General features: G+C 54.7%; 34 protein-coding genes. 17 read left to right on the top strand and 17 right to left on the bottom strand.

Annotated features, from left to right (window positions below; genetic code table 11):
• Positions 1-320: 320 nt before the first annotated feature.
• The 3 genes from KR52_RS14935 to KR52_RS14240 form a co-directional block, all read right to left on the bottom strand.
• Positions 321-752, bottom strand: a complete 432-nt coding sequence (locus KR52_RS14935) for a hypothetical protein (RefSeq protein ID WP_216725513.1) — start codon at positions 750-752, stop codon at positions 321-323.
• 85 nt (positions 753-837) lie between these two features.
• Positions 838-1,203, bottom strand: coding sequence for a hypothetical protein (locus KR52_RS14245; protein WP_156957639.1), 366 nt, complete (start codon positions 1,201-1,203; stop codon positions 838-840).
• A gap of 278 nt (positions 1,204-1,481) precedes the next feature.
• Complete coding sequence (locus tag KR52_RS14240; RefSeq protein WP_038554156.1) at positions 1,482-1,679, bottom strand: hypothetical protein; 198 nt, start codon at positions 1,677-1,679, stop codon at positions 1,482-1,484.
• A 995-nt stretch (positions 1,680-2,674) separates the two neighbouring features.
• Here KR52_RS14240 and KR52_RS14235 point away from each other — a divergent pair.
• Positions 2,675-3,295 carry a hypothetical protein gene (locus KR52_RS14235; protein ID WP_216725512.1) on the top strand — a complete coding sequence of 207 codons (621 nt, stop codon included), beginning with the start codon at positions 2,675-2,677 and terminating at the stop codon, positions 3,293-3,295.
• A 31-nt stretch (positions 3,296-3,326) separates the two neighbouring features.
• Here the strand turns inward: KR52_RS14235 and KR52_RS07265 are convergent, their stop codons facing one another.
• The 3 genes from KR52_RS07265 to KR52_RS07255 form a co-directional block, all read right to left on the bottom strand.
• Positions 3,327-3,677: a hypothetical protein gene (locus tag KR52_RS07265; protein WP_051834301.1), complete on the bottom strand. Its 351-nt coding sequence runs from the start codon at positions 3,675-3,677 to the stop codon at positions 3,327-3,329.
• A 434-nt stretch (positions 3,678-4,111) separates the two neighbouring features.
• Positions 4,112-4,255 carry a hypothetical protein gene (locus KR52_RS15110; RefSeq protein ID WP_253912338.1) on the bottom strand — a complete coding sequence of 48 codons (144 nt, stop codon included), beginning with the start codon at positions 4,253-4,255 and terminating at the stop codon, positions 4,112-4,114.
• Positions 4,256-5,468: 1,213 nt separating this feature from the next.
• The gene (locus tag KR52_RS07255) at positions 5,469-5,990 is read right to left on the bottom strand and encodes a DUF1269 domain-containing protein (protein WP_038554151.1); all 522 of its coding nucleotides are present in this window, start codon (positions 5,988-5,990) and stop codon (positions 5,469-5,471) included.
• Between the two features lie 336 nt (positions 5,991-6,326).
• On the opposite strand from KR52_RS07255, the gene KR52_RS07250 reads away from it, so the two are divergent.
• A complete protein-coding gene (locus tag KR52_RS07250) occupies positions 6,327-6,806 on the top strand; it encodes a hypothetical protein (RefSeq protein WP_156957637.1) in 480 nt (159 codons plus the stop codon).
• Positions 6,807-7,580: 774 nt separating this feature from the next.
• Here the strand turns inward: KR52_RS07250 and KR52_RS07245 are convergent.
• Positions 7,581-7,889 (bottom strand): hypothetical protein, encoded by a 309-nt coding sequence (locus KR52_RS07245; protein WP_038554145.1) that lies wholly within the window; start codon positions 7,887-7,889, stop codon positions 7,581-7,583.
• Positions 7,890-8,247: 358 nt separating this feature from the next.
• On the opposite strand from KR52_RS07245, the gene KR52_RS07240 reads away from it, so the two are divergent.
• Positions 8,248-8,481, top strand: coding sequence for a hypothetical protein (locus KR52_RS07240; protein WP_038554143.1), 234 nt, complete (start codon positions 8,248-8,250; stop codon positions 8,479-8,481).
• Between the two features lie 628 nt (positions 8,482-9,109).
• On the opposite strand, the gene KR52_RS15335 is transcribed toward KR52_RS07240, so the two are convergent.
• The 3 genes from KR52_RS15335 to KR52_RS07230 form a co-directional block, all read right to left on the bottom strand.
• A complete protein-coding gene (locus KR52_RS15335) occupies positions 9,110-9,454 on the bottom strand; it encodes a Coq4 family protein (protein WP_371257674.1) in 345 nt (114 codons plus the stop codon).
• A gap of 14 nt (positions 9,455-9,468) precedes the next feature.
• Positions 9,469-9,771: a hypothetical protein gene (locus KR52_RS15330; RefSeq protein WP_371257673.1), complete on the bottom strand. Its 303-nt coding sequence runs from the start codon at positions 9,769-9,771 to the stop codon at positions 9,469-9,471.
• Positions 9,772-10,041: 270 nt separating this feature from the next.
• A complete protein-coding gene (locus KR52_RS07230; protein ID WP_156957636.1) occupies positions 10,042-10,467 on the bottom strand; it encodes a hypothetical protein in 426 nt (141 codons plus the stop codon).
• A gap of 521 nt (positions 10,468-10,988) precedes the next feature.
• Between KR52_RS07230 and KR52_RS07220 the strand changes: the two genes are divergently transcribed.
• The 7 genes from KR52_RS07220 to KR52_RS15105 all read left to right on the top strand — a co-directional run bounded on the left by KR52_RS07220 (position 10,989) and on the right by KR52_RS15105 (position 15,745).
• A complete protein-coding gene (locus tag KR52_RS07220; protein ID WP_038554137.1) occupies positions 10,989-11,714 on the top strand; it encodes a MauE/DoxX family redox-associated membrane protein in 726 nt (241 codons plus the stop codon).
• A gap of 243 nt (positions 11,715-11,957) precedes the next feature.
• On the top strand, positions 11,958-12,119 hold the full coding sequence (locus KR52_RS14750; protein ID WP_173402204.1) for a hypothetical protein: 162 nt from the start codon (positions 11,958-11,960) through the stop codon (positions 12,117-12,119).
• Positions 12,120-12,837: 718 nt separating this feature from the next.
• A complete protein-coding gene (locus KR52_RS15260; protein WP_256382100.1) occupies positions 12,838-12,963 on the top strand; it encodes a hypothetical protein in 126 nt (41 codons plus the stop codon).
• A 389-nt stretch (positions 12,964-13,352) separates the two neighbouring features.
• Positions 13,353-13,481 carry a hypothetical protein gene (locus KR52_RS15255; RefSeq protein ID WP_256382099.1) on the top strand — a complete coding sequence of 43 codons (129 nt, stop codon included), beginning with the start codon at positions 13,353-13,355 and terminating at the stop codon, positions 13,479-13,481.
• A gap of 322 nt (positions 13,482-13,803) precedes the next feature.
• Complete coding sequence (locus tag KR52_RS14230) at positions 13,804-13,992, top strand: hypothetical protein (protein WP_156957635.1); 189 nt, start codon at positions 13,804-13,806, stop codon at positions 13,990-13,992.
• A gap of 176 nt (positions 13,993-14,168) precedes the next feature.
• On the top strand, positions 14,169-14,345 hold the full coding sequence (locus tag KR52_RS14930) for a hypothetical protein (protein ID WP_216725511.1): 177 nt from the start codon (positions 14,169-14,171) through the stop codon (positions 14,343-14,345).
• A gap of 332 nt (positions 14,346-14,677) precedes the next feature.
• Positions 14,678-15,745: a pectate lyase gene (locus KR52_RS15105; protein WP_253912337.1), complete on the top strand. Its 1,068-nt coding sequence runs from the start codon at positions 14,678-14,680 to the stop codon at positions 15,743-15,745.
• Between the two features lie 573 nt (positions 15,746-16,318).
• Here the strand turns inward: KR52_RS15105 and KR52_RS07210 are convergent.
• A complete protein-coding gene (locus tag KR52_RS07210; RefSeq protein WP_071840196.1) occupies positions 16,319-16,552 on the bottom strand; it encodes a hypothetical protein in 234 nt (77 codons plus the stop codon).
• 149 nt (positions 16,553-16,701) lie between these two features.
• Between KR52_RS07210 and KR52_RS07205 the strand changes: the two genes are divergently transcribed.
• The 3 genes from KR52_RS07205 (at position 16,702) to KR52_RS07190 (ending at position 18,222) form a co-directional block, all read left to right on the top strand.
• Entirely contained in the window at positions 16,702-16,899 is a 198-nt protein-coding gene (locus tag KR52_RS07205; protein WP_038554131.1) for a chlorophyll a/b-binding protein, read from the top strand.
• A 79-nt stretch (positions 16,900-16,978) separates the two neighbouring features.
• Entirely contained in the window at positions 16,979-17,455 is a 477-nt protein-coding gene (locus KR52_RS07200) for a hypothetical protein (RefSeq protein ID WP_156957634.1), read from the top strand.
• 242 nt (positions 17,456-17,697) lie between these two features.
• Positions 17,698-18,222, top strand: coding sequence for a hypothetical protein (locus KR52_RS07190; protein ID WP_051834300.1), 525 nt, complete (start codon positions 17,698-17,700; stop codon positions 18,220-18,222).
• Positions 18,223-18,232: 10 nt separating this feature from the next.
• Here the strand turns inward: KR52_RS07190 and KR52_RS07185 are convergent, their stop codons facing one another.
• Together KR52_RS07185 and KR52_RS07180 are read right to left on the bottom strand one after the other, a co-directional pair.
• The gene (locus KR52_RS07185; protein ID WP_038557013.1) at positions 18,233-18,715 is read right to left on the bottom strand and encodes a DUF427 domain-containing protein; all 483 of its coding nucleotides are present in this window, start codon (positions 18,713-18,715) and stop codon (positions 18,233-18,235) included.
• 2 nt (positions 18,716-18,717) lie between these two features.
• A complete protein-coding gene (locus tag KR52_RS07180) occupies positions 18,718-19,116 on the bottom strand; it encodes a hypothetical protein (RefSeq protein WP_038554123.1) in 399 nt (132 codons plus the stop codon).
• 747 nt (positions 19,117-19,863) lie between these two features.
• Between KR52_RS07180 and KR52_RS07170 the strand changes: the two genes are divergently transcribed.
• From KR52_RS07170 to KR52_RS07160, 3 genes are read left to right on the top strand one after another with little or no spacing between them, the layout of a single operon-like run.
• Positions 19,864-20,115 carry a hypothetical protein gene (locus KR52_RS07170; RefSeq protein ID WP_038554117.1) on the top strand — a complete coding sequence of 84 codons (252 nt, stop codon included), beginning with the start codon at positions 19,864-19,866 and terminating at the stop codon, positions 20,113-20,115.
• A gap of 43 nt (positions 20,116-20,158) precedes the next feature.
• On the top strand, positions 20,159-21,088 hold the full coding sequence (locus tag KR52_RS07165) for a histone deacetylase (protein WP_038554114.1): 930 nt from the start codon (positions 20,159-20,161) through the stop codon (positions 21,086-21,088).
• Positions 21,085-21,651 (top strand): pyridoxamine 5'-phosphate oxidase family protein, encoded by a 567-nt coding sequence (locus KR52_RS07160; RefSeq protein ID WP_038554111.1) that lies wholly within the window; start codon positions 21,085-21,087, stop codon positions 21,649-21,651. Before KR52_RS07165 ends, KR52_RS07160 begins: the two co-directional genes overlap by 4 nt.
• On the opposite strand, the gene KR52_RS07155 is transcribed toward KR52_RS07160, so the two are convergent.
• From KR52_RS07155 to KR52_RS07140, 4 genes are all read right to left on the bottom strand, one after another.
• Complete coding sequence (locus KR52_RS07155; RefSeq protein WP_038554108.1) at positions 21,652-21,987, bottom strand: hypothetical protein; 336 nt, start codon at positions 21,985-21,987, stop codon at positions 21,652-21,654.
• Positions 21,988-22,041: 54 nt separating this feature from the next.
• Positions 22,042-22,548: a hypothetical protein gene (locus KR52_RS13270; RefSeq protein ID WP_051834299.1), complete on the bottom strand. Its 507-nt coding sequence runs from the start codon at positions 22,546-22,548 to the stop codon at positions 22,042-22,044.
• Between the two features lie 30 nt (positions 22,549-22,578).
• Positions 22,579-23,580 carry a hypothetical protein gene (locus KR52_RS07145; RefSeq protein ID WP_051834298.1) on the bottom strand — a complete coding sequence of 334 codons (1,002 nt, stop codon included), beginning with the start codon at positions 23,578-23,580 and terminating at the stop codon, positions 22,579-22,581.
• Between the two features lie 258 nt (positions 23,581-23,838).
• Positions 23,839-24,339, bottom strand: coding sequence for a L,D-transpeptidase (locus KR52_RS07140; RefSeq protein ID WP_038557009.1), 501 nt, complete (start codon positions 24,337-24,339; stop codon positions 23,839-23,841).
• 10 nt (positions 24,340-24,349) lie between these two features.
• Between KR52_RS07140 and KR52_RS07135 the strand changes: the two genes are divergently transcribed.
• On the top strand, positions 24,350-25,120 hold the full coding sequence (locus KR52_RS07135; RefSeq protein ID WP_253912336.1) for a putative 2OG-Fe(II) oxygenase: 771 nt from the start codon (positions 24,350-24,352) through the stop codon (positions 25,118-25,120).
• The last annotated feature ends 41 nt before the right edge of the window (positions 25,121-25,161 follow it).

Here is a 25,161-nt window from a genome sequence, read left to right as displayed (position 1 = left end):
AAATGAACCAGCAGAGGCAAGAGAAACGATGCAGAAGTCAGGTTGGCGACAATGCTCACCACCCGTCACATAACGCTGATCTGACTCCTCGGATCGCTCATGACAGAGGAGTCAGTGGTGTTATCAGCGCCCAGTGGTCATTGGAGAAACCACTGGATGGACGTTCCATTGCGGCAGAACCTCCTCTGACACCATCACACTGGCTGAGCTTCAGTGACGTTCAGATGACGCGATGGCAGTGGTCAGATGATCACTTCACCAGGCATAAAAAAGCCGGGACACCACCCCCGTGAGGGTGGCCAGGGATATGTGCGGTGGGATCAGAACCCGCCGGGTTCGTTGGGCTTGGCGCCGGATTCAAAGACGGTCAGCGTGTACTGGCCCTCACGGGTGAAGCGCTTGAAGTCCTCGGTGTTCTGCCGTGTGTAGGTGGTGCCATTCTCAGCGTCGGGGAAGGCGAAGGCCCAGCGCACGCTGTCGACGTAGACGTTGCCGCGCAGCTGGGTGAAGTCACAGCGGAACTCCTCCAGAGGTAGGGCATCGTCATGGCGGGAGAGCACGCAGAGCGCGTCCTTCACGGTGTCGGCCATGGCCACGGGTGGATCCATGGGCTCGCTGACGGCCAGCAGGGCAGCAGCAGATGCGATGGCGGTGATGGTGGTGCGGAACATGGGAGGAAGGCGTTGATGGGCAGTCAACTTGATGCGTTGCTGTTCGGCAGCTCCAGGGTTGGCTTTAGCCCATGCCTTCATGCCCGGGTTGGCTTCCAAGTAGGCATTCCAGTCGCACTCAAACGGTGCCAGCCGCTTCGAGCACTTAGGTCGTTTGGCTTCAACCTCAATGGCGCGCCAGTTGTCCTCTGCGTGCTCGAAGCTGCTGTTCCATCCAATCTCTGGCTCGTTGGTATTCACGCTTTAGTGCGTAGTTACTGAGCGGTTGGCCATCAAGGGTGTAACTGGACGACTGCTCTTCTTGCTTCTTGGCTCCCATACCAACTGCTGCGCCGAAGCCAGTCCAGAGCGCCACGGTGGCATAACAGTTCTTGGTCATGGCCCAGGCCACACCAGGAACTAGGCCGATGGAGTAAAACATGGCGAGAGCACCGCGTACAAAGCGATCACGCAAAAGTTGATCGGGGTTCTTATTAATAGAAGCCTTTACGGTCAAAACTTTGATGGCTCGTTTGCTGGTGGATGCCTCCATCCACTCCACAAAGCCTTTGATCTTCTGATCTGTAAGGTCGAACCATTCACGCCCAGCTTGCTCTGGTGATCGGTGGATGGCGTAGCGCTTATGAAAGTTTGACTCCCAGCTGCGTGCGGCATCGCGGGTGGTGAACCTAGTGGTCTGGATGATGCTGAACCTGCCGACGGCCTAATGAGCGGCGATCTGCTTTAGCCGTATCTGAGGGTGCTTGCTACTGCCGATTTTGACGGCACCGCTGTAGTGATCGAGGACGAGTTATAGAGCGCATTTATCCATCAGCCTTTCTTCTCGGCTTCCTTGGCAAGACACATGGCTTCGTAGGCCTCTGTGAATTTGCCGTGCAGCCAGTCGAAAACTGCGGTGTAGTCAATGCGGGCGAAAAACTTTTCTCGGGTGGTGGCTGCAACCTCGGTGGCATTTCGCTCAGCAGAAAAGCCTTGAACACCTAGCTGTCGTTTTTGTAAATCTCGCACGCCTCGCTGTCGGCCAAGGCTGGATCGGTAGCGCAGAGATGTCTCATTAAGCCGTCTTGATCGTGGGGAGACAGGGTTCCGTCTGCGCCCCACTTCATGCAGGTATTCAGGGTGCAATCGACAGGATTTTTGAAACCTTCGTACATGTGACCCTCCTTATTGGGTCAACTCACCTTGGGATCCTTTTTCTGTCGCGGGATCAAAAACACACAAATCTTGTCAGGGACTCAACACATGACTTGGATCAGGCATGGCCGTCCGAACACAACTTGCGCATCGCATTGGTCCCAGCACAAGGCACGTCGGACCCACAATCGGCCGATTCGCCCCAGAAGGCAATGAGCACGACAGCTGATTGCCTTATGCGCGTCCGCTGACGAAAGTAAGTCCATCGAGATCGGAGGAGCCCATGACGGCCGATACTCCACCTGAGCAAATCGCAGAAGCAGCCTGACTTTTCTGGCCCCTGCTCCAACTTTTCAACCCAACCGTGAGCGCCTCGTCTGTGACGACACTGATGTGCGTCTGATCAGTCGACACTCCTCTGCACCGTTCGTCGAGGTGCCCCGCAGGAGTCCCGCTTCACACCTGGACCCAATGGCCCCAGGGTTGCCACAAGCCAGACGCTTCGACCTCCCTCTTTCAGTTCCATTGCCACGGTGATCCCCAACGGCAATACACGTACTGATTAGGTCGACTGCAATGCATAAACGAGCGAGTTAGGCCGTCTCTTCCACCTGGGAGGGGCGGCCTCCTCCTTTGTTGAAGCGCAGGTGAGCAGTTCCCTAGGACGACTTGCTTTTTTCCAGGGGCGCTCACCTCGCTTCAACTTGAGCCAAATCACTGGCTCAAGCGCCGTCAGTTTTTGAGACGTCTCATGCTGCAGCTTCGGCACATCGCCTGGCGCCAATGATGAAGCGGTCTGTCTTGTCGACGCCGTCAAATCCCATGTCCCTGAAAAGGAGAGGGAATGGTTCGATGCCACACGATTCCTGGTGGCTTGGTTGGCAAGGGGAAGCGTCACCTTGAGCGCCCTTCTAAGCCTTGTAGTGAATCTGACGACGCCCAAGGATTTGGTGACAGCCATGGATGAGCCATTGCTACCTGAAGAGGAGTCAACTCCTGAGATCAATGACCAAGGACGACTGACTGAAGCTGGCTATGCCTGCCTCGATCACCCTGCTGGAGATGGCAGTGATAACAACACCAATGCTGGTGAAAGCTCAATTGATGAAATCGCTCAGGATTCACCAAGGAGGCGAATGGGTGTTCAGAGTGGAGAACGTGGAGATCAAGCCGTTTTAGAAGCCAAGCGCAAGCGAGCCCCACTTACTCCGTCAGTGACGGACGCCGGACTGGCGGTGGTGTTGCTAGATCTCAGGTCAGTTGCTCATGGCATACGTGAACCCCTTGCTCCTACTCCTCTACACAGTGCTTTTTTGCTTTGTTTACGGGGCAGCTTATGGCGCAGCACTCACCGGCAAAATCGCTTGCGTCAACCGAAATTCAGCAATAACCGCTTCAATATTTGCGGTTGTTTTATGGCTCCTCAACAAACCCTTTGCTTGATCTCTCAGCCGTACTCCAGGGACCAAACGTCAGAGCGTCGGAGCTGATCGAAGGCGGCTGTGGACATGTTCAGTCGACTTAGAACCCGCCTGGCTCGTTCGGTTTCTCGCCGCTCTGAAACATGGTCAGTGCGTATTGCCCTTCGCGGGTCCAGCGGATGAAGTCCTCGGTGTTCTGCCGGGTGAAGGTTTTGTCCTGTTCGGAGTGGGGAAAGACAAAAGCCCAACGCTTGCTGTCGACGTAAGCGGCACCCATGGTCTGAGTGAAGTCACAGCGGAACTCCTCCCGAGCGATCGAATCGTCATGCCTGGAGAGAATGCAGAGGCAGTCCTTCACGGTGTCAGCCATAGCCACTGGTGGATCGATGGGATCACTGACAGCGAAGAGTGCTGCAGCCGATGCAATGGCGGTGAAAGTGGTGCGAATCATGTCTTCAGAGTCACTCCGGCAACCTGTTTCAATGTTGTGGGTCTACTCCTGAGCCGCAACAGGGTCAGCGGGTTTAGACATACGCGGGAATAGCCAAAATCGAGCCGTAGAGGCGCTTAAAAACGCTCGAAGTCACTGGGTGTTCTGCATCGACCGAACAGTGCCGTAGACGAGAACCATCACGCCAACCATTGCAGCGCACGCTGCTGCTACTAGGAACAGGGTGTAAAGCATCTGAGTCTCCGTTCGTCTGAACCTGGTTTAGATCTGCCAAACAGAAATACAAATGAGGACAACCGGCCTGTTTCGCTCGCCTTCCCGACTTGATGAACAGGTCAATGGCTGTTGTTTTCATGACTCACACCATTCACTCCTCCACGCCCTCGCCTCAACCACATCCGCACTGATCGCGAGGGGCTGGTTTCGGCAACGGGTTAGCGCTCCCAGCGACGTCGTAGCGGAGGAATCACCAGAAAATCCATCACCGAGAAGCTAATAAGACAAGGCAGAAACCCCTTCTCCACGAAGCCGCACACCAGCCGCCGCGGATCCATCACACAGACGACCAACTGAGCCATCCAAAAGATCGCCACCTTGATGGCAAACGAAGTCAGAGCAAAACGTCGTTCCGCTGCACTGAGATGAAACACAGCCCTCAGTGAGCACGTCGGACCCACAATCGACCGATTCGCCCCAGAAGGCAATGAGCACGACAGCTGATTGCCTTATGCGCGTCCGCTGACGAAAGTAAGTCCATCGAAATAGGAGGCGCCCATGACGGCCGACACTCCACCTGAGCAAATCGCAGAAGCAGCCTGACTGTTCTGGCCCCTGCTCCAACTTTTCAACCCAACCGTGGGCTACTCGTCTGTGACGACACTGATGGTCGTCTGATCAGTCGACACTCCTCTGCACCGTTCGTCGAGGTGCCCCGCAGGAGTCACGCTTCACACTCGACCCAATGGCCCCAGGGTTGCCACAAGCCAGACGCTTCGACCTCCCTCTTTCAGTTCCATTGCCACGGTGATCCCCAACGGCAATACACGTACTGATTAGGTCGACTGCAATGCATAAACGAGCGAGTTAGGCCGTCTCTTCCACCTGGGAGGGGCGGCCTCCTCCTTTGTTGAAGCGCAGGTGAGCAGTTCCCTAGGACGCCTTGCTTTTTTCCAGGGGCGCTCACCTCGCTTCAACTTGAGCCAAATCACTGGCTCAAGCGCCGTCAGTTTTTGAGACGTCTCATGCTGCAGCTTCCGCACATCGCCTGGCGCCAATGATGAAGCGGTCTGTCTTGTCGACGCCGTCAAATCCCCAACCCCATGTCCCCCAAAGGACGACAGTTTGTGTTGAGCAGTGGAAGCCTTTCCCTGAGGAACGCCCTTGTGGCGCTGGATTGAGCCTGACTGCATCAATCAGACATTGACCGTTGCCACGAGCTCAGCCGTTGCGTTGGATTTGAGATGTCAACGCTGCACTGCCCAATTCAGGATGCCATGGAGCGTCTGAGGGAAGGTCTAAGGCATCCCATGAACCCTTTAACCGTTGATTGAATCACTCCATCTCCAACGCTCCACCATCACACGGGAGCTTGCCTTCAAAGCAAGCCCGCAGGTTCATCAGGACAGGCAAGGAGTTGTATCTCCAAGTCGTGTCGCCGGTGTTGATGACGGCTGGAGATATCGGCGCTCTGTGCTGGTGCAGCAAGGGTGTGCAGACCGCCGACTCACCGCTTGCAGATCTGCTGGATGCGAGGGAGGGCAGCAGCGCAATCGAAGCTGCAGCGAACGCCTGTCAGGACAGACGCAGCGCCTCGGCTTGCTGAGCAGCTGTTTTCAGCAAGTCGCGGAGTTGATCCTCATCGGTATGACTCAGGCTGGTCTTCACCAAACGCGCTTTGGGGGCGTGGCGGCGCAAACGTTCGACCACACGATCAGGCGTGCCATCTCGCACCAGCAAAGCCAGGGCAGCGCTTCCCTTCGGCAGGGTTTCCGCCAGCTCCCGCAGGAACTGATCATTGATGCCGATATCGGAGAGGGCTCCTGAAGCAGCGCCTGCACCTGCTCCGACAGCTGCACCCAACAGTGGGTTGAGGAAGAGCAGTCCCACGAGCACGCCCCAGAAGCTGCCACTCACGGCACCGGCGGCCGCCAAGTTGATGGCTTGGCGAAGATGAACGTGACCGTCATCGCCATGCTCCAGCACCACCGCATCCTCAAGCGAGATCAGATGCTCTTGCTGGATGCTGGCCAACTCCAGACGCACCTGCTCGGCCTCCTCGATCTTGGGGAAACCGACGACGATCAAGTCACTCATGGGACAAGGTGATCAATTGATCAGCTATAGCTACGGACGGGGTAAAAGGGGAGAGAGAAAAGGGCAACAATTCAAAGACGAATAACAACATTTCATCTTTATTTGGTGGGAATTCACTCCCAGGGGCAAAGCCATCAGCCCGTCCATTTCGTCTTCAAGCCAAAGAGTCCTCATCCATGCATCCATTCCGATTCAACCTCAGCAGCACCATCCCTCCAAAGCGGCTCAAGACCGAGTGCAAGCGAAGACTTGTAACCATCAACATCCGGCAGTGTTTCAAACGAGCGCTGCCTCAAGTGTGGTTTGGGAAACAGCCTGGCACCTGAGAAGCTGGAGATGCTGAGCAGCTCGATTCAATTGGTGAAGTCGGTATTCGTCTTGTTACTGAGCCTGCTGATCCAGGCAGGTCACGCACGGGCCCAGCGCGCCGAGCCACCACTCCCTGATCGCGCAGGCAACTTCAACAGCAGTCAAACCACCGGCAACCGTGGGCTCTATGAAGTGCGCCACTGGCTCGTGGTGGAGGCCGATCCAAACGGCACCAACTGCCGGGATCCACGCAAAGGGATGCGACCTCTGACCAAGCTGTTTTACGGCGACCTTCTGGAGACAGACACACCGGTTCGGGGAGGGCTCAAACAAGCTGTGGAACGCCACAATGACAAAACCTGGTTGCGGATCCGTCTGCCGAACTGGCGAATTGCCTCAAGGAAATCCCCAGGCTTCAGCACCTGCGTGGTCCGTGCCAATGCGCAATTCATTGCTCCAGTGAATGGCTCAGATCTTGATGAGTTGAGCAACAACTCCGGTCGTTGAAAACGCGATCCAACTCCGAACTGCACTGGACCCTCCAAAACCAATCGGGCTCTGAGCCATTTCGGAATTCCTGATGTTTTGTTGATCTCATTCAGCGCGTCTTACAAGCCTGATGTAGATCACATCGCCACATCCCCTTGTCACAGCGGCTGTCGTCAATCATGAGACCCATAGGCCTTCACTTCATGCCTGCTGATGTCAAAGTCGAAAGGAGCTCCAAGGGTTGGAAGGTGCAACCTCGCAGAAAAAAGCCTTTAAGAACACACTGAGATCCACACCACCCCTGAGGCCATGTCGCTGAAGGTTGCACAGTGCTGGACCCTGCACAACGATGTACAAGAGCAACCTTACCGTGAGCTATGGGAATGGTTGTTGTCTTCAGGCACGGCCCGTCAAACAGACCAAAAGAAGACCCGACCGACTGAATCAAACAACTGGTCGATAACAATGCAACACCGAGCGATTCGACCACGATTAAATGTTGGTGCAGTCGCTGGATGATTCCTTAATAGAACAAACATTTGATGAAAGAACGGATTTGCTTCCTGCCTCAACAGAGGCCAAATCACAGGTCTCATCAGACATCGCTCTGCCCGGCTTCCAAGCCCCTTTGGCAACTTGGCTCAACCAAGATGAGCCCAAAAGACAGGAACAACGGCGAAATTGGTGGCCGTTTCACAACATGCACAAAGTCAGTTTGAGTCCAGGGATGGGATCTAACTGGAGGTGATCATCGATGACCTGATTCCCGCCAGCAACCAAAGGGGGACCGGATCAGGGCCGGTTTGATCGCACCAGCTCGTGCTTCCAACACTGGCGCTCACTCACTGCCGGAGGGAAGGATCGGTCCATCACATCCACTTCACGATTCTGGCGCAAGTTGCTGTCCTCAAGGTTCGAGATGGCCCCATGGAAAGCCCTGGTGACGAACGCATCAACCATCCCATCGGATGAAAGGGGAGAGAGGGTCTCAATCGAGGGAAGCGCCGAACACCAGAAGCCTCCCAGCCACTGGCCGCGGTGGGCCGTCAAGCCCTCGATCGGCAGGGACGGCTGGCCGCCAAAGCGCTTCGGGGTTGTCAAGGAGGCACAAACCTCAGAAGCCGAACCTGGCGTTGCACACCAGCGACCTGTCGGGCCTCGTGACGCACCCATGCCTGATGTCGATTGAAGGGAGCAGAAGCGAGCAAAGAGCCGCTGAGGCACTGAAGCTGACAGGTGATGCAGACACACCTCTTCTATGAAAAAAACAATTTTTTCAAGGAAGAAAAAATCACTCCTCTGCCAACTGTTCCTGATCGACAAGCATTTTTTAGTTCAGCTCTCAGAGACAACTCACACTTCCGAAAACAAGCAAGGCCATTCTGATTACAGAGCAGTTACACCCAAACCGACCAATAGACCACACAAGCGACAGGCTCACTTTTTAACCCATTGAGGCATGACCATGACATCCACTTCAACCAAGCTGAAAGAGATCAACTCAAATGAATACCTGATTGACGGGGATGTTTTCTGCGTCAAGGGTTTGCCAGCTGAACTCATGCTCCATGTGCTTGACAAGACAGAGGCCGACTGGCAGCCTTTACCACTATGGCTGATGCAAGAGGACCAAGAAAGTTATTCGTATTACTCAAATATAAGAGGAGCAATAATTAATCAGATGCAATTTTAAGCTCCTCGCAAACACCAATCAACCAAGAGCGAAACACCTCTAAGAATGGAGTCAAAGCCATAGCTTGAGACATAAGAACTGGCCCGCTCCATCCCACACAAATCGACCACTAACGCACGCCAGCGGCATGGCACAACGCTGCAACAGAAAAATCAGACCCTGCTCGCCTTACTTCAGGGGAGACAAGTGCAACCATAGGACTGAGGGATTTACTCTACCGGGCGCATAAAGCATTAAAGCGGAAGCCTTGAAAGATTACAGACCGAACATAGTTCCCTACAAAATACATAACAAAGCCTCCATTCCTCTCAGGACTAACATGATTTATAGCTTAAATATACTCGCAGCACCAATTAAGATTCAAGCCAGAATCAAAGCTGAAAGCAAAGCTATTAGCATTAAAAGGCGAAGCGAACAGATACAGATAATGGAATAGACCAACGATAAGCGGAAAAAACCAAGGCACTAAAGCTTCACCAAATCGCCATTAAAACGAGAGCACAGCATCAACAACACAGAGAAAATCCTGAATGCATAGGACTGAACCTATGACACCAAGCAACTTTCATCACCACAAAACGAATCAACACTTGATCCAAGACATCAATTTTTTAGTTACCTGTGGGCGTTAACGGTCAGGATGCACAGGCAACCGCAACTGTTGCCTCCATTCCAACAAAGCGCGTTCCCAGTCATCTTCATGTTTGCTGGCGATGACGAGGTCGGCGTTTACACCCATCTGGAAACCACGCGCCAAATCCTGCAGCAATGGCTCGAGAGCTTCACCCTTCTGGAGGCTGTTCAGGATGCCACCGAAGATCAGCATCGCGGCAAGTGGTGAACGATTTTGCGCCAAGTTGAAACCCTGCAACCCGAGCTCACCTACACCGTCAATACCGAAGCCCGTAAGCACGTGGATGATGTCGTGGGTTTCCCTGAAGCGGTGCACTGCAAAGTCCTGGGCATTCGTCACTGGCGACGGATCAATCAGGGTGTCTGGCGTGTGCCTTGACGTATGAGTTGATCTGCATAAGCACGACCAAGACTGGCCGGTGGCAAGGTCTGCAATTCATGAAGATCAATCGGTTGCGGCCGCCAGCCATCGTTGACCAGTGCCTTGAACTGAGGATCGGCCAGGAGGTGCCGCACCATCTGATCACTCAGGGGGCTGTCGTTCAAGCTTGCGGCTACAGCGAAGACACTGTCGAGAGAGTCAGGATTGTTGAGGGAGCTGGCCAGACCAGCAACCAGCTTCAGGCCCTGGAGACGCTCCTTGAGATTGAGTTTCATGGAATCGGTCTATTGGAGAGACCCTTAGCAGGTTCGGCTGAAGCATGCTTCAACGGCGTCGACGGCACAGACCAAAGACATGTCGAGGCGATGCTGGAGAGGCCAGCACCGCTCGAGACCCGCCGTTTTCTGCGGCACGAAGCTGCTCATCAGCCGTGGACATGATGTCGTTGCTGCCTGAGTCAAGCGACTCAACACGGACAACACTCAAAGCAAGAACCAGGGAGCAGAACTGATGATTGAACCTGGCCACACATTGATGACGCGGGGCTAGTTGTGGGAGGCTGATTCAAGATTTGAATTCAAGCAATTAATACCGATGAAGTGCAAACCTAGATCAGCTTTACCGTCACAGTCCAAACCATTATTACCGCCTTTCGGCGGATCAATATTCACTAAAACATGACCAGGGTCCGACTTATCTTCTCGGAACCGAACCGCAGCAGATCCATTTTTGCACTTGACACTTTTCGCATGCTTCATCACATGCATTTTCGCGATGAGCAACTTAGTTGTTGCACCTGAGTCCATGCAAATCGCCCGCTGAAGTTCAGCCTTGTTATTGACCGACATCAGATTCAAACTGTGATGATGAGGCTTGGCACTGGCTTCAGTCGCCATGAACGTTCCTCCGAAAATGGTCCAAGAAAGAGCCGTACCAGCAATGACGGCGAAAGATTTCCCTGTTTTGTTCAAGTTGAAAATCAAGCTCTAGCAATGTCTAGCCAGCGGCACAAACCCTGAATAAGATCTTTAGCATCCGCAAAGATTTTGCGCCCCCCCCCCCCCCCCAACCAAGCATCCCACTATTAAAATAGTAAAAGGATGTTTTTGGGGTGTGATATCAAGCGTCCCACGACTCGGCGTCATCCACCTCCTCCAAAAGCCGGCGAGGGCAATCAGCCCCGGGCTAGAGGGAAAGAAGCAAGGCGCAACAGAACAGGAGACACTCCTGTTCGAAACAGCGATTCATCAGGAATTGCTGAAGCAGTCAAGTCTTCAATTCAACCCAGTTCAGCTGCAGGAGTTCCTGCCGATGCGATTGGAGATAGCCCTTGACGATGGCTGAACAAGAGCTGTTCTGAAATGATGAGGAAGGGGCTGAGTTGGTGGATAATCGCATGGATGCTGTTGAAAAGTTTTACCAGTCCTTCATGCCTTGTAATCAGATTTGCGATAGCTACTGTTTGAGTCTTCAACCATCAGCAAACCAAACCATGAACTCAGAACATGTTTTGACCGATGTACACATCTACCGCATGTCTCTACCCGAGCACGAATGTCCCTGGGGCTTGAAGGCAATTGCGCTTCTTGAGGATCGTCAGATCAAGTTTGAAGACCACCGTCTCACAACCCAGGACGACGTTGATGACTTCAAGATCAAACATGACGTGGCCACAACACCACAAATCTTCTTTGGCACGAAGCGAATTGGCGGTTATACCGATCTAGCCAAGCATCTGGGTGTGAAGCCAGACCCCACCGACACGTCCTATGTCCCTGTGATAGCAGTATTTGGCACCACGCTGCTGATGGCTCTGGTCCTGAACATCGATGTGGTGCGTCTTTTCATGGGCTTTTCGATCTGCACACTGGCGATGCTGAAGCTGATGGATGTGAACGCCTTTGCCGCAAGCTTTATCAAATACGATCTGATCAGCCAACGTTGGCAATTGTGGGCACGGATCTATCCAGGTGTTGAGCTGCTGATCGGCTTGGGATTTTTGCTGACACCTCCATCACCACTTGCTGGTTGGGTTGCGCTGCTTGTGGGACTCCCTGGAATGGCTTCTGTGCTTAAAGCGGTCTACGTGGACAAGCTGGCTCTCAACTGCGCCTGCATTGGCGGCAACAGCAAAACACCACTGGGGATTGTGAGTTTTTCGGAATACGCAATTCAAACAGCCATGGGATTCTTGGTGGCGTTGCACCTGTTGGGCTGAGGCAACGTGAACACGGGTCGATCGCATGACAGGTAAAAGCTCATGGCATCAAGTGAAACGCTGAACATCAACATCAGCCTCCAGCTGATGGGAGCAACGATTCACAGGAGGCGAAATTGAAAGCCACCTGACATTGTGACTTCACAACCCGACGAGCCAGGTCCAACAAACAACAGAGAAGTCGTTCCATCTCAGGAGGGAATACATTCGTAAATCGTTGATGGAGTGGAGTCTTCCAAGCGAATGTTTGATCAGCAAAACAAGGACAAGAACTACTGGATCGATGAGATCGCATTTCTTGAGGCCAGATTGAACGGCAGTCAAGGCGAAATCGATCACGACGACAGAGCTGCCTGTGAAGAAGCCTTGAAAGCAGCGAAAGCGAACTTGGCTTCCTCACGTTGAAGGGGTTGTCGAGGCCCTCCTGAAATCGAGAGAACAGCTCCATAGCTCCATCAGCCTTGGTCTGGAGTAGGGACATGGGAGTGTTCGCATCGGAAGTGGTGATCATCACTGGGGTTCTGCCACGTCGCCAATCGGTCTGAGTATTGGTTCTGAGACTCCAGTCCCGTCATACCTGGGCTTCACCAGATGGATGCGGAACGCTCAATGAACACCTATGGTTTCGACGTGAGAGGGAGACCCTTTCGGGCGTGGTTGCTCGATTTGGTGGGTGGTGTCACGACCTACTGCCTCTCTCACACCCCATCTGATCTGAAGCAATAGCAGCAGCTGCGCGGGGATGGACGACATCAACCGGGTGTCTGATAGAACCATCGGCTCTTGATGGTTTCACACCTCAAGCGGCCACCCAAATGAATGCATCAACAAGCAGAATGAGTTCCTTAGTCGAACAGCCCATTTGGTCACGAGTTTCAGCAAAGGATGAAGCAAAACAGCTCTCATATCTGATGTCCAGGCAGAGTTTTTCACATGTTATTTATTGTTGATTGAAACTGGCACCAAGCTGATAAAACGCCCTTGATCAATCATTATCTTCTCGTACGCCTCGTGTAATCATGGACGTTCTCATCGGTTTGTCTTGACCGAATCATCAATCATCTTTGCTGTTCCGATCCCTGACGTCATGCCAAAACAACATTTGATGGTTCACAACTGAAGGATGAAACGGCTGCTGAAACTGATTCTGCGATTGGCTGGCAAGCGGGAGAGGCCCCCGTTGCACACCCCTGAAGAGCTGGAGTGCTTTAAAACAGATGCGATCCAAAACCGCGGCAAACACTACTGATGCAGGGAGCAACTGAACTGGCGTTCCTCTCCATTGCGTTTGTCGGGCTTCAGGTCTGGTGGATCAGCACGGTTGTTCTGAACCGATCTCGACAGCCCAGACCACTTGGTCGACCCATGAGGGCCAATACACTCCAAAAAGAGAGAACTGCACTGCAAAAGATCTTTGACAGATCCTGATCACTCCACCGTTTAAGAGGGACTAGGAACAAATACCGATGCTTGGCGCATCCTGAACGATCAGCGTGGTGCATCAGCAACAACAGCCATGGCACTGATTTGTTGTGCGCACTGCGGTCACATGCACTCGAGCCTGAGAGGAGACTGCCCCCAGTGCAACAGGCAGGAAAGAAACCAGAGCAGCCTTCAAACCTCAGCACAGCACAGAGCATGGGACCCACAGACAAAGGCGGATCCGATCAAGGCGACAAAGAGCATCGCTCAGCACCTCTGATCACCGCGACGACGAATGAGGCCGCCGGTTACAACGGTTGGAGACAAGCCAACAAGCCGCGTTAATCTTGTGATGTATTGAACGAGTGGGATACGTCCATGGCGTTTGAAGCTCCTCCAGCAGAGGGACGGCAATGCTCCAGCTGTGGCAACGTCAAACCCTTGAATTTCTTTGGCTTAGACATGCAGGAGTGCCGGAGCTGTGAATTCTCACGTCGTCAACAGGCTTTACAACAGAACGCCAATAGCCGGGTGGACGATTAAGAGGTCAATTCATCAGTCGGTTAAACTTAAACTTTTAAATCAACAAATCAAAGAATAAGTATTTTTTCTAGTGCTCGATCAATCGACGTGAGCTATCACATAGACAGAGAATGAAAGCGGCGTCATGGGAAAAGTTCTTTCTGCGGCAAAATGGTCATTCGAACTTCTCGGACAACGCATCACCGCTCTTCGTTTGAAAAGACACTCGTCACCATCGAGGATTTATAGCGAAATGGCCTACGACGAAGCGCAGATGATGGAATCCGATGGCGCGACACGGGAGCAGAAATCTAATCTCGACTATGACTGCTGAGGGCTTGATCCAGCACAAAGCCGTTGCAGTGCTGTGGCCAGACAATACCGATTCGGAATCAGCGAAAAGACTCTGTCTGCTCAGGACAGCCTAAGGAAGGAAACCGGACCCCTAAAGAGACGGATTGGCAATCTGAGGCCAAGTCACCTAGAACTCATTGCGAGGTTCCTGTTGTTATGGCCCTGATCCCCCGCTGGCAGTACATGACTGACAGCAGCAAAGCCATGGTGAGACGTTCCGCAATCACGCTCGTGGTTGTTGTGATCGGTTTAACTCTGCTGCGTGCCATCTTTCCATGGATTCTGCTGGGATTGGCAATCTATGGTGCTTGGTGTCTTCTGAACCGGAAATAACGCGTGAACGACGAAACAAAACAATCCAGACGAACGCTGTTGATCTGGGCTCTTGTGCTTAATCTCATTGCCTGGGGTGCTTATTTTTATTTGACGAAGGTCATGGGATTCGACATCGAATCGATTCGGCAAGCAAGGATGACTGGCTGAGACTCAGCTTCCCTCAACATCGGCTCTGATCTCTTGAGATCAGAAGATGGAATGGCCTGTCGATCCGGAAAGCGGTTCAACAGCGAAGGGCTGCTCCTTTCAACCGGATAAGGAACCCTATGGCATTGCCCAACCAAAGGGTCAACGTCATAACCTCGCCTTAAACAGCAGGTCACTGCCCCGTGAAACGCCCCCCTAGCCCAGATTCTGAGGTTGATCATTCCGATGCAGACCGACCATCTGAGGGCTTGATCAGACAAAAGACTTTACAGAACATCTGCGGGCGAACTTTCGTATGTTTTGGATTCATTGTTCTTGGAGTATCACTCTACAAATTTGTTAGCGCTTTCTGGCTTGATGTTTCCCCCTGGCCCGAGTTGCAGCTTGGAGCAGCTGGTTTGATCTTGGTTGCGTTAGGACGGGTGTTCCAAACGTCAGCTCTTTTGACGTCCTTACTTTCAGAAATCAGCCCTAAGGCTCAAGCAAGACGGTCCTTTCTCATGCTTGTGCTTGCATTGAGCATTATGGGCTGTGTTGTTTTGCTCAAGGTTTCTGTTCAAGATGTTTATCGCTATAAACGCCTTCTCGGAGAGGGGGGCATCCTGGAGTATTTACAAGCTTTGATTCTTTTTACATCTGCATGGGTCTCTTGGCTAATTTCAAAAGACCTAAGAAAGCGTTTTGCAATGCATTTACATGCTGTGGTTTATGGAATAACTTCTTGCCTCATGCTTTTTGTTGGCCTCGAAGAAATTGCTTGGGGACAAATTTTATTTGGATGGAAAACGCCAAACAGCATCGCTGCTGTTAACGCTCAAAATCAAACAACACTTCATAATCTCGAGCTCTTCCAAAACCACCTTGACCTCAATCTTTTCTTGGTTTCGGTCGTAGCCCTTGCCTTGGTGCTCTGGCGACCCCCGATTCCCTTACATAAACACAAGATGAATAGCAAAAAGACAATGCCACTTAACGCATTCGTGATCCCCAAATACTTCTGGCCCCTACTCTTCTGCGCCGCAGGATTATCATATTTTGTTGCAACAGAATCAGGCACTAACCTTGTGATTAACATCGACCAAGAATGGGCCGAATTTCTTTTATACCTAACCGCCGGATTAAGTTTATTGAGAACCTACATTCTGCTTGACGAAGCGCCACGGCACAAAAGTGCCATGCGAACTTCACCTATCCAGCAAAGCAATGAACGCAATCAAGGAGCACCGAATGATCAAAAGCTGGGAGAATAAGTTGCTCGTTGCCCCTTTCTCTTGAAGATCTGAACAACAGGCTGCTGCTCGCCTGGGCCGATGCCGATGAAGCGGTAAAAGCGCTAACTGAATCCGAGATTTTGAGACATGTGTTCTCGACAAGAAGCATTTCTCTTAATATAAACACAACGGATTCAATCAAATTGTTGCTTTGTTGGGATGCAACATGAACAATTTGAAAACAGGTGCCTCATCTGAGATTCAGAGAATCCTCTTTCCACACTCATTAGTGCAGCAACCATCGCCAAGAGAATTTGATGGGTGTGGAGTCAGCCCATGACCTGTGCCCACTACATGGCTCAATCGTGCGGGATACGTTGCTGCTTGGCTCGAGCTGAGCAGTTCGTGCTCTTTGAGATCAACGAGCCCTTATTTACAGAGTTCTGTCCCCTGGTTCAGCGTTATGGAGAGTTTGTAAACAGCCTTCAAGCCTAGGCAACGCAGGGGCACGGCAGGCATTGGTTTTGCCGTCACTGGGACTAATCGCTTTACAGCCTTCATCTGTGTCGCTTCACCTTTGCTTATTGAGGTCGAGAGAGTGCATTGGGTCAGTCATCGACCACGGAAGATGATTCCAGCAACACGTTGACGGACCTGGGCGATCACCCTGTCCCACCAGGTGACTGAATCCCGAATGGCAGGCCGCTGCAATGCCGAGGAATGGAGCATCGGCCCATCAGGGGCATACCCCTCAAATGCAATGAAGGCATCCTGGGCACCCTGGAGCTCCTGATCCATCCGACGGCCTGAAAGGCGTGGCTTGGCTCGATTCCGTGAGATTGACATGGCTGAGGGGGATTGGACCTTTCTCCGGTTTGCACCCACAGCAGGGGCTTTGGCCTCAGTCGTTGACGCTTCTTAGCGAGCTGTGCTGGCAGGGCTGCTTTACAAAACGTCACTGACAACTTAATGTTTTTTAATAAACCAAGGGTTCCATGGCTTCCTCTACGAACAACAACGACTGGTTTCAAGATGCGGCTGCCGCACAAATCCGCAGTGAGCGGTTGGAACGTGCGGAATTGCTCAACGGCCGTACTGCAATGCTCGGCTTTGTGGTGGGCGTTCTCACAGAAGCCCTGACCGGCCACGGAATCATCAGCCAGATCAGCTTCGGCGTCTTCGGCTGCAACTGATCTGGATTCATTTGAAGACCACCACTGAGGGGTTCAAACCTCAACAAAATTCCATCGCAGCACTCAGTGTTTCGTCTTGGTGGGGACAATCACTGATGGTGGACTTGGCCTGATGCAAACAAAAGAGGAGGCAGCGTTGCTCAGAATTCTTGCCTTGATGGCAGGAGCTGATGGGGTTGTCGCTTTTCGAGAGCAGCAGATGGCTCGACAGCTTTGGGATGAACATTTCGGTGTGAGCGGTCCTGCTGCTTGGCAAGAAGCGTTGACAAGTGCAATGGATCTCAAGACAGCTGCTTCAGCCATTCCCAAAAACATGCGACCGCTCACCCTGAAGCTGTCCTACATGGTTATTGCAGCCTGTGGAGAGGAACGGGGTTTCCCAGTCAACCCACCAGAGCTCTACGCCTTCAACGCCTTGGTCAATCACCTTGAGCTGACTGAAGACCAACGTGAGCTTGCTGTGAAAGCTGCCAAACGGGACCTGAAAGCCACATCCAACATTTGGTCCAGGCTGAGATTTCGCTTAACCAAGGCCTTCGAGGGCGATGACTCTTGAACTTCAGAGCGTTTTCCGGTAAAAGGTTATGGATTGGTTATGAAGAGATGAAGACAAGCACTGCCCACGCCAAGCTCGAGTCCCTCCAACTTGCAGCTGAAGAGTGCCTCACCCGAGATGAAGCGCAGAAGATCCTGAAAAAAGCCGACAAAGCCCACGCCAAGCTCGAGTCGTCTGCAGCCCCTTTCCACCGACCCAAACCTTAACGACAACACCCCACGCGTCTCACAAAGCAGCATGAGATGGCCCCTGCCTTGGAGGTCACTCATGATGAGAAGAACACTGGAGCACAACCCGCCGTGGATCTTCGTTCCTCAGGTGCACTGCTACGCACCCTTGTACTGATGGCCATGGCAGACGGGGTCCTTGCAACTGAGGAACGTTCAATCTTGGACAGACTGAGCAAGCAGTACCTCAAACTTTCAGAGATCAAGAGCTGGGATGATGCATTTCATAACCCATCGGATCTCCAGGAGATCGCTCAAGAGATCGCAGTTTCCGATCGCCCCTTGGCCGCCAAACTTGCGTACATGGTGATTTCCTCAAGCCGGGAAGATTACGGATTTCCTGTCAACTCAGCAGAGCGAAAGGCATTCGAGCAATTGATCAATGTTCTCGAACTAACGGAGCTCCAAAAAGACCAAGCCATCCAGGATGCGACGCGTGAACTGGCTCATCAACCGGGCTTTTGGGACATTTTGATGAACACCTTCAGCAACCAATTCATGTTGGATGCAGATCAAAATCCCATGGTCCAAGCCGACTGACAAGTCCTGTTCATATCAACTCCGGATAGTTGGGATCCCCCTTGAAGGGACCGCGAATCCAGGGGGTGATCCATCCTCCGTAGAACTCACCCGGCTGGGCAAGAACCATCTGTCCATCCAACGCACAGGCATCAACACGGCTTGGATAAACGCTGATCCAACCGGCCAATAAAGCAAAAGGTTGCGTTGGATTGGAATAGCTCCAGCCCGCACGAACACGACGGTTGGTTCCGTCATCAGCGCTGACATCCCAATACGACGCAACGCCTTTCCATTCACAGAAGGAAGGTCGCCCCGTTGAGGGGTGGAGCGTGCCGGATTGAAATGCCGAAGGGTCGAGATAGATCGTTGGGGGGTGATATGTCTCACACACCCGCACATAGCGCTGATCCCGGGCGATCATCTGCTCCGCAATCCAGATCTCCACAGAGCCGGACACCAGCTCGATCAGGGGAGGGCGGGGATAGGTCGAAACCTCTTCAACAGGTCGCATCATTAGCCCATATCGAGCAGGTAGTGCATCACAGCGACCCGATGGGACATGGCAATCCCCTCAGGAGACTCGGGACCAATCAAGGCTTCGGGAACACGGTGAATACGGCTGATGGGCTTGATCTCATAGGCCGTGCCCTCAGGAGCACCACCTCCTTGACTGCGGTCCCAGATACAGCTGGCCTCGCCCTTGTAATGCCCCACCACCTGAGACAGGTGTGCGAAGACATTCGGCCCCATGCGGCAAACAACGATGGCCAGGCAGGCGTCAAAGTCGTCGGACGACAACACGTTGTTCCCATCACGAACGGCGCGTTCATCAATCCCGAGAACCATGTCTTCAAGGGCAGTTTCACCCTTGTATTGCCAGCAACGGATGGTGACGGAGTCGTGTTGGCTCACTTTCTGCGGGTGAGATCTCCGAAATCATCATCGTTTGGCTGCAGAAATTGCCAAACCACAGGAATAGTGAGAATGACCGCCAATCCGATGGTGACCCAGATCGCTGTTCCGTAGTCGCCCATATTGAGTCATTAACAAGATCGACCATAACGACGACCAGCTCGTTTGGAGCCTGACGTTGACGGCTGAATCGACGCTTTTTAACTTTCCCGGAATGACTCCAGCGGAATGCGCGGATTTCTGACAGCTGGATGGCTGCTTTGCACGCTGGTCCAGGCAGGGGAGGCAGCTGTGTTTTCTGTCAAACCAGGAACATCCTTCTACTCGAAACCACAAGCCAAACCAGAGCTTCTGCTGCAGTTACCGGAGGTTCGTGTTCACGTTCCACCGATGAAGGATGCTGCTGGCTTTTGCCAGTTCAAGTTGATCTACAAAATTGCTGACCGTGAGAACCCTGAACTGCCGAAAACCGGCTGGGCCCGGTGTGTCTCCACCGACCAGCTAGTCCCGAACTGAAGCCAGGCCATGCAGCTGGATCTGAGGGGTAGTCACACCTTGACATGCCCTCGCCACATCCTGGTCATTGTCCAGCCCCGAGCCGAGACCAAACTCCATTCGGGGGATGAGACACCCCTCACACGCGGACCCAAGGCCTCCGGAACCTCCGGGGGCCTTTTTCATGGCCACAAACCTCGAGGCCAACACGTCTCACCGTGAGACAATTAAGGGATTCTTAAGGGCTGCTGGATGGGACGCTTCGCTAGGCAGCTCAGCGCGCAGGAAATCAAGCAGGGGTATGCGCTGCTCCACCTGATGGACCATCTGGATCGCGAAATGGACCTGCTCAACCAGCAGCGCATCCATGTCGGACCCTCAACCCAAGAGGGCCAACGGCTCACCCAGATCAAGCAGAGCCACCTCCGCAAAATTCAGACCTGCATCAGTGAGCTCAACACCAGTGGGTTCAACGACTGGTTGCTTCAACAGCAGCCGGCCTGAGCCTTTTGAATGGGGCTGAAACCTCCTGGGTGAGACCAGCTCCTTGACGCTACCGGTCGTCTACCACCCGCATTACTCCGCGCCGCTTCCAAGCACCCATCGTTTTCCGATGGCGAAATTCAGGCTGCTGCATCAACTCCTGCTGGAGCAGAACGTGATCCAGCCCGATCAGGTGCATCGCCCCCTGAGCATCGCCCGCAAAGATCTGGAGTGCGTGCATCCACGCAGTTATCACGAAGCCTTCAGCCGCGACCGCTTGACCCGCCCGGAGCAACGTCGCATCGGGCTTCCAGCGACACGACCGCTGGTGCAACGCACCTGGCTCGCGGTGGGCGGCACCCTGCTGACGGCACGCCTGGCTCTTCAGCGTGGACTGGCCTGTCACCTGGCGGGGGGCACCCACCATGCCCATCCCGACTACGGGAGCGGCTTCTGCATCTTCAACGACTGTGCAGTCGCTGCAAGGGTTGTGCTGAGGATGGGGGAGGTGAAGCGAATTCTGATCGTCGATCTCGACGTGCACCAGGGGGATGGTTCAGCAGCCTGTTTCCAAGACGATCCCAGGGTGACCACCCTTTCGGTGCACGCCGCCAGCAATTTTCCCTTGCGCAAAGTGCAGGGGGATATCGACATTCCGCTTGCCGATGGCACCGGTGATGACGATTATCTCGCTGCCATTGCTGACCGGTTGCCTGATGCCTTGGACACCATCGCGCCGGATTTGGTGCTGTTCAACGCAGGGGTCGATCCCCATCGCGATGATCGGCTCGGCCGACTGGTCCTCAGCGATGCGGGATTGAAGATGCGGGACCGACTCGTGCTCGATGCCTGCCTCCGCCGCAGGATTCCAACCGCGACGGTGATCGGCGGCGGCTATGACGCCCTCACCCCCCTGGTGCAGCGCCACGCCATCGTGGTGCGTGCTGCTGCCGAGCAGGCTCGCTTGTTCGATCTGCCATCCCTGAGGCCATGACTGAGGCCATCCCCCCCTGGAGACCGCTGCTGCGGGCAGCCATGCAGCGGGAGGGACGCTCCGTTGCCGCCCGCTGGGTGCAACTGGCGACAACCGGACGGGACGGAGCGCCCCGGGTGAGGACCCTGGTGTTCCGCGGCTGGGCCGGGGCAGACCTGCTTGAACTGTTCAGCGATCAGCGCAGCGAAAAAGTGAAGGAACTCGCTGACGTTGCAGCCTCTGAACTGTGCTGGTTGTTCCCCAAAGCCCGCCAGCAATACCGGCTACGGGGCCTGGTGGAGCTGATACCAGCCTCCGAGCAACCTGAGCTCTGTCAGCAGCGCTGGCAACAGCTGTCCGAGACGGGGCGCGCTGTCTGGGGCTGGCCGACACCAGCGGATCCTCTGGATCCATCCGCGGATTTCCCAGAACGGCTCCGTGAAACCGCAAAACTGCCGGAGCATTTCGTGGTGCTACAAATGCGGGTGAACACCGTTGAGCGCCTCAACCTGGGGCCCCATCCCCATCAACGAACGCGTTGGAACGCAGACACGCTCTGGCGGGAGCAGCCTCTGAACCCCTGATCACCACCAACGTTCAACGCGACCGACGGACGGGCGCCCGGGTTCACTGGGCACCGTCACCACCGACAGCCGCTGAAGATCACGGCGGTAGTCAAAACGGCAGAAGCCAACCCCAGTACCAGAACAGGCCGACAGGCTTTTGAGCGCAACAGACGACCAGCGCCGCTCCTCTGGCGTTGGTTTTTTTTCGGGGGCGGGTCGCCAACCATCGGCGATCAGATGCCGGTTCGCCTCGAGGATGGTCTGTCTGGCACTGAGCTGCGGCTCAGGGCGCGCCAACGCCGACCCACCCATGAACCAGGGCAACAGGAGCGACAAGAGAACAAAACGTCCCATGGTGGGCCTCATCCCTCTCAGCCCTAGCCATGGATCGATCCGCTGACCACAGGATCAATCAACTGGGGCCGCATCCTCTGGCTCCAGCAGATCTTCGGCATATCGGATGGTCAATCCCAGCTCACCGTCCCAGGCAACGGAATAACTCCAGTGCCCTTCCCTGGGCATTCCGGTGGGCCATGGACCGGGCTCGATCCACAGCAGGGGCTCATCATCAATCACACCGCAACGACCGCTGGCCTTGTTCCCCACACGATCGCCCGCTTGGAAACGAGGCGCCGGCTTCGACGCCTCACTCTGCTCATTTTGGGGATGGGGAAGCCGGTTGTCTCCCTCAACAACCGGCTCAGCGTCCTTGAGCAAATCGATCACCGGGGGTAACCAATTGGGATCAGGCAGAGCACCTTGGAGCAGATGACCGATGGCCTTACCACGCCCAATCCCATAAAACGCGCAGTAGGTGTCAAGCCGCTCCAGAACATCGGGCTTCAACCAAACCTGCACCGGCTTGGCCTTGGGTTCCTTGCTGGCCCGAAAGCGACCACTGGAATCTCTGGACATGGAGCCGAACGATGCCATGGGATTAAGCGGTCAACCTGCAGTGATCTGAGCGAGGGGATGGATGCTGAGGGCGATCCCCACGCTCACCACAACGCCGACGGCAGCTTTCCAAAGATCCGTGCCAATGACTCTGGCCAGGCTGCCCGACTCCCGGCTGGTGAACAGAACGTCTGATGTTTGTTGCTTGATCCGCAAGGCCAACTCACGGCCGCCGATCAGGCCTAAAAACACCCAAGTGGTGCTGAGGGGGAAGCTGGAGAGGAAGGCCTTGTAGAGCAGGCAGAGACCGAACAACAAGTCGATCAGCGTGGCCGAACGCAGGTCAGACGTGTTGGTCTTGGTGCGGAGCACAGCCTGGATCGGCCCACCCCCGGTGGCCACCAGAACACAGAGACCAACGCAGAGCACCAACGTGCAGATGAGCATCGGAACGAGGTTCAACTGGCGCGGCAGGAATACAAAGATATTGGCCAGATCCTGTACCAGCCACATGCACCAGAGAAACCCGGTGGAGAACCACTGCAGGCCGTACCAGACTGTGCTGGGGTCGTCGCCGTCCCGGGTACGGCAGAACACCCATCGCTCGAGCAACCACAACCCGAGGATGTAGGCCGCCAGGCCCACCCCGAAAGCAAGACCGTACCCCGTCAGAGAGCTGCTGAGCAGCCTCCCGATGTTGGCCGGCATGAACGATGACAACACCAGAAACGAGGTGCTCACCGGTGCCCCCCACTGAGTCAGGGCCACGACAGCGAGCGGTGGAAGCAAGTAGACCCAGGTGAAGGGCTCAGGCCACGGAAATTCTTTGCCTGGGACAGTGAGCCGCCCCCAGGCGGGATCACCGTTGTTGAGCACCCAGCCCAACAGCAGAACTCCACACGTCACCGTGCAGATGAACAGCATCTGCGTCAGCTTCGGCGTGCGATTCCGGTTGGAGGAAAGGTAGGTGCCGAGGGTCTGGAGCGAGTCGTTCGCCACAACGGAATAGGCCGCCAACAGAAAGCCGACGATCATCCAGACGCTGACGACCATGAATCCGATCCATCTGGTGGATGACCTCAGTTGTACTGAGCCCCAGGCGGAACGAAGGTGCTCCAGGCCACCCAGACGAAGGTGATTCAGGAATGTTGTGTGGTCGACGGTGATGCACCACCGGAGCGATTCGACCACATGACCACCTTGACGGATGAACCAGTGTTGATCGACACGTGTCCAATTCTCTTAAGGACGAACGGTCATCCACGACGCCTCCACACCGACCTGGGACTGCTGCACCTCAAGGCCCAGCGATCAGTTCAACACCTGCAACGTCCGAATCCCAGACGCCTTGACCCAACTGGCGAGTGCGTCGATATCAGCTCTCTCGGGCATGCAGATGCAACCCGTGCCGGGATAACAGCGGTGGATGCCCAGAGCACTTCGGGTGGTGTCGAAGCGAGGGGTCAGGTCAAACCACAGATCATTTCCCCACGGTTCCGGACGCCCCAGGCTGTACACACCAGCGGGCAAAGGGGCTGCATTGCCGGGGCTCCAGCGGCGATCAGCACTCTGGCGCCGGGCCACACCACTGGCCGCTGGCCAGCTGGCCAGCAAACGCGGGCCGCGATGCAGTTCAACCTTCCAGATGCGGTTGCCGTCCGGGAACAGCTCGGCCGTACGACGGGTGCTGAGCTGCAGTGGACCGCCCTGCAGCAGCGCCGTCGTTGGCCCCTGTTGCCCAGGGAGATCAGCAGCCGTTGCAGCAACGCCGCTGCCCAGCAGCACAGGCACCAGGAGGACGTGGCGCAGCATCAGGATCATCATGAACGGTGCACCCACTTTGGGGCTGCCACGATGGCCTGCAGCAGACCAAGCTTTGGTGGACGTTCTCGATCTGTTTCCCCGCTCCATCCTTCGGGACACCCTTCCAGATCCTCTGCTCCAACAGCTGATTGGGCTGAGCGAAAGCGTTCTCGCCCATCCTGAGTCCAGCCCCGATGCTTCAGCGAAGCTGGCGGGTCAACTGCGTCAGCAGCGCGAACTGAGGCCTGATCAACCCGGCGTGCAGGAGCTCAGCAACAATCACCTGCTGCCGGCCTGTGATCGCTGGATCCGCCATGTGATGGATCGTCAGCCTCCCCAGGGGCGCGGCCCTTGGGTTCCCGGTCGCTACCGCCTGCAGATGATTGACCTCTGGCTCAATTGCCAGACGGCCGGTGACTACAACCCCACCCACACCCACGGCGGCAGCTTCTCTGGAGTGATCTTTCTGAAGGTGCCACCGCAGATCAACGCCAACAGTTTTGACGGCCAACTTTGCTTCCACGGCCCGGAAGACTGGCACATTCAGTCATTCCGTACCGGCATGGCGCACTACGTGCTGCCTGTGCCCGGTGATTTCTATGTGTTCCCGGCCTGGCAACCCCATTCGGTGATGCCTTTCCGCGGAGATGGGGAACGCTGGTCGCTGGCGTTCAATGTGGTGGCGGCCCCCGGTGTTCCGCCCACAGCGATGCAGCAGCCCGCCCCCCAGCAACAACCCCTGGGCAACGTCTCGCTCTCGAGTCAGCGGCCCACGGCCAAGGGCTTCTGACGAGAACTGTCAGAGTCTTCCGATTGCATCTGTTCAGGATT

It is taken from the genome of Synechococcus sp. KORDI-52, assembly GCF_000737595.1.
Classification (GTDB): Bacteria; Cyanobacteriota; Cyanobacteriia; order PCC-6307; family Cyanobiaceae; genus Parasynechococcus.
This window is presented reverse-complemented; position numbering and strand designations above follow the sequence as displayed.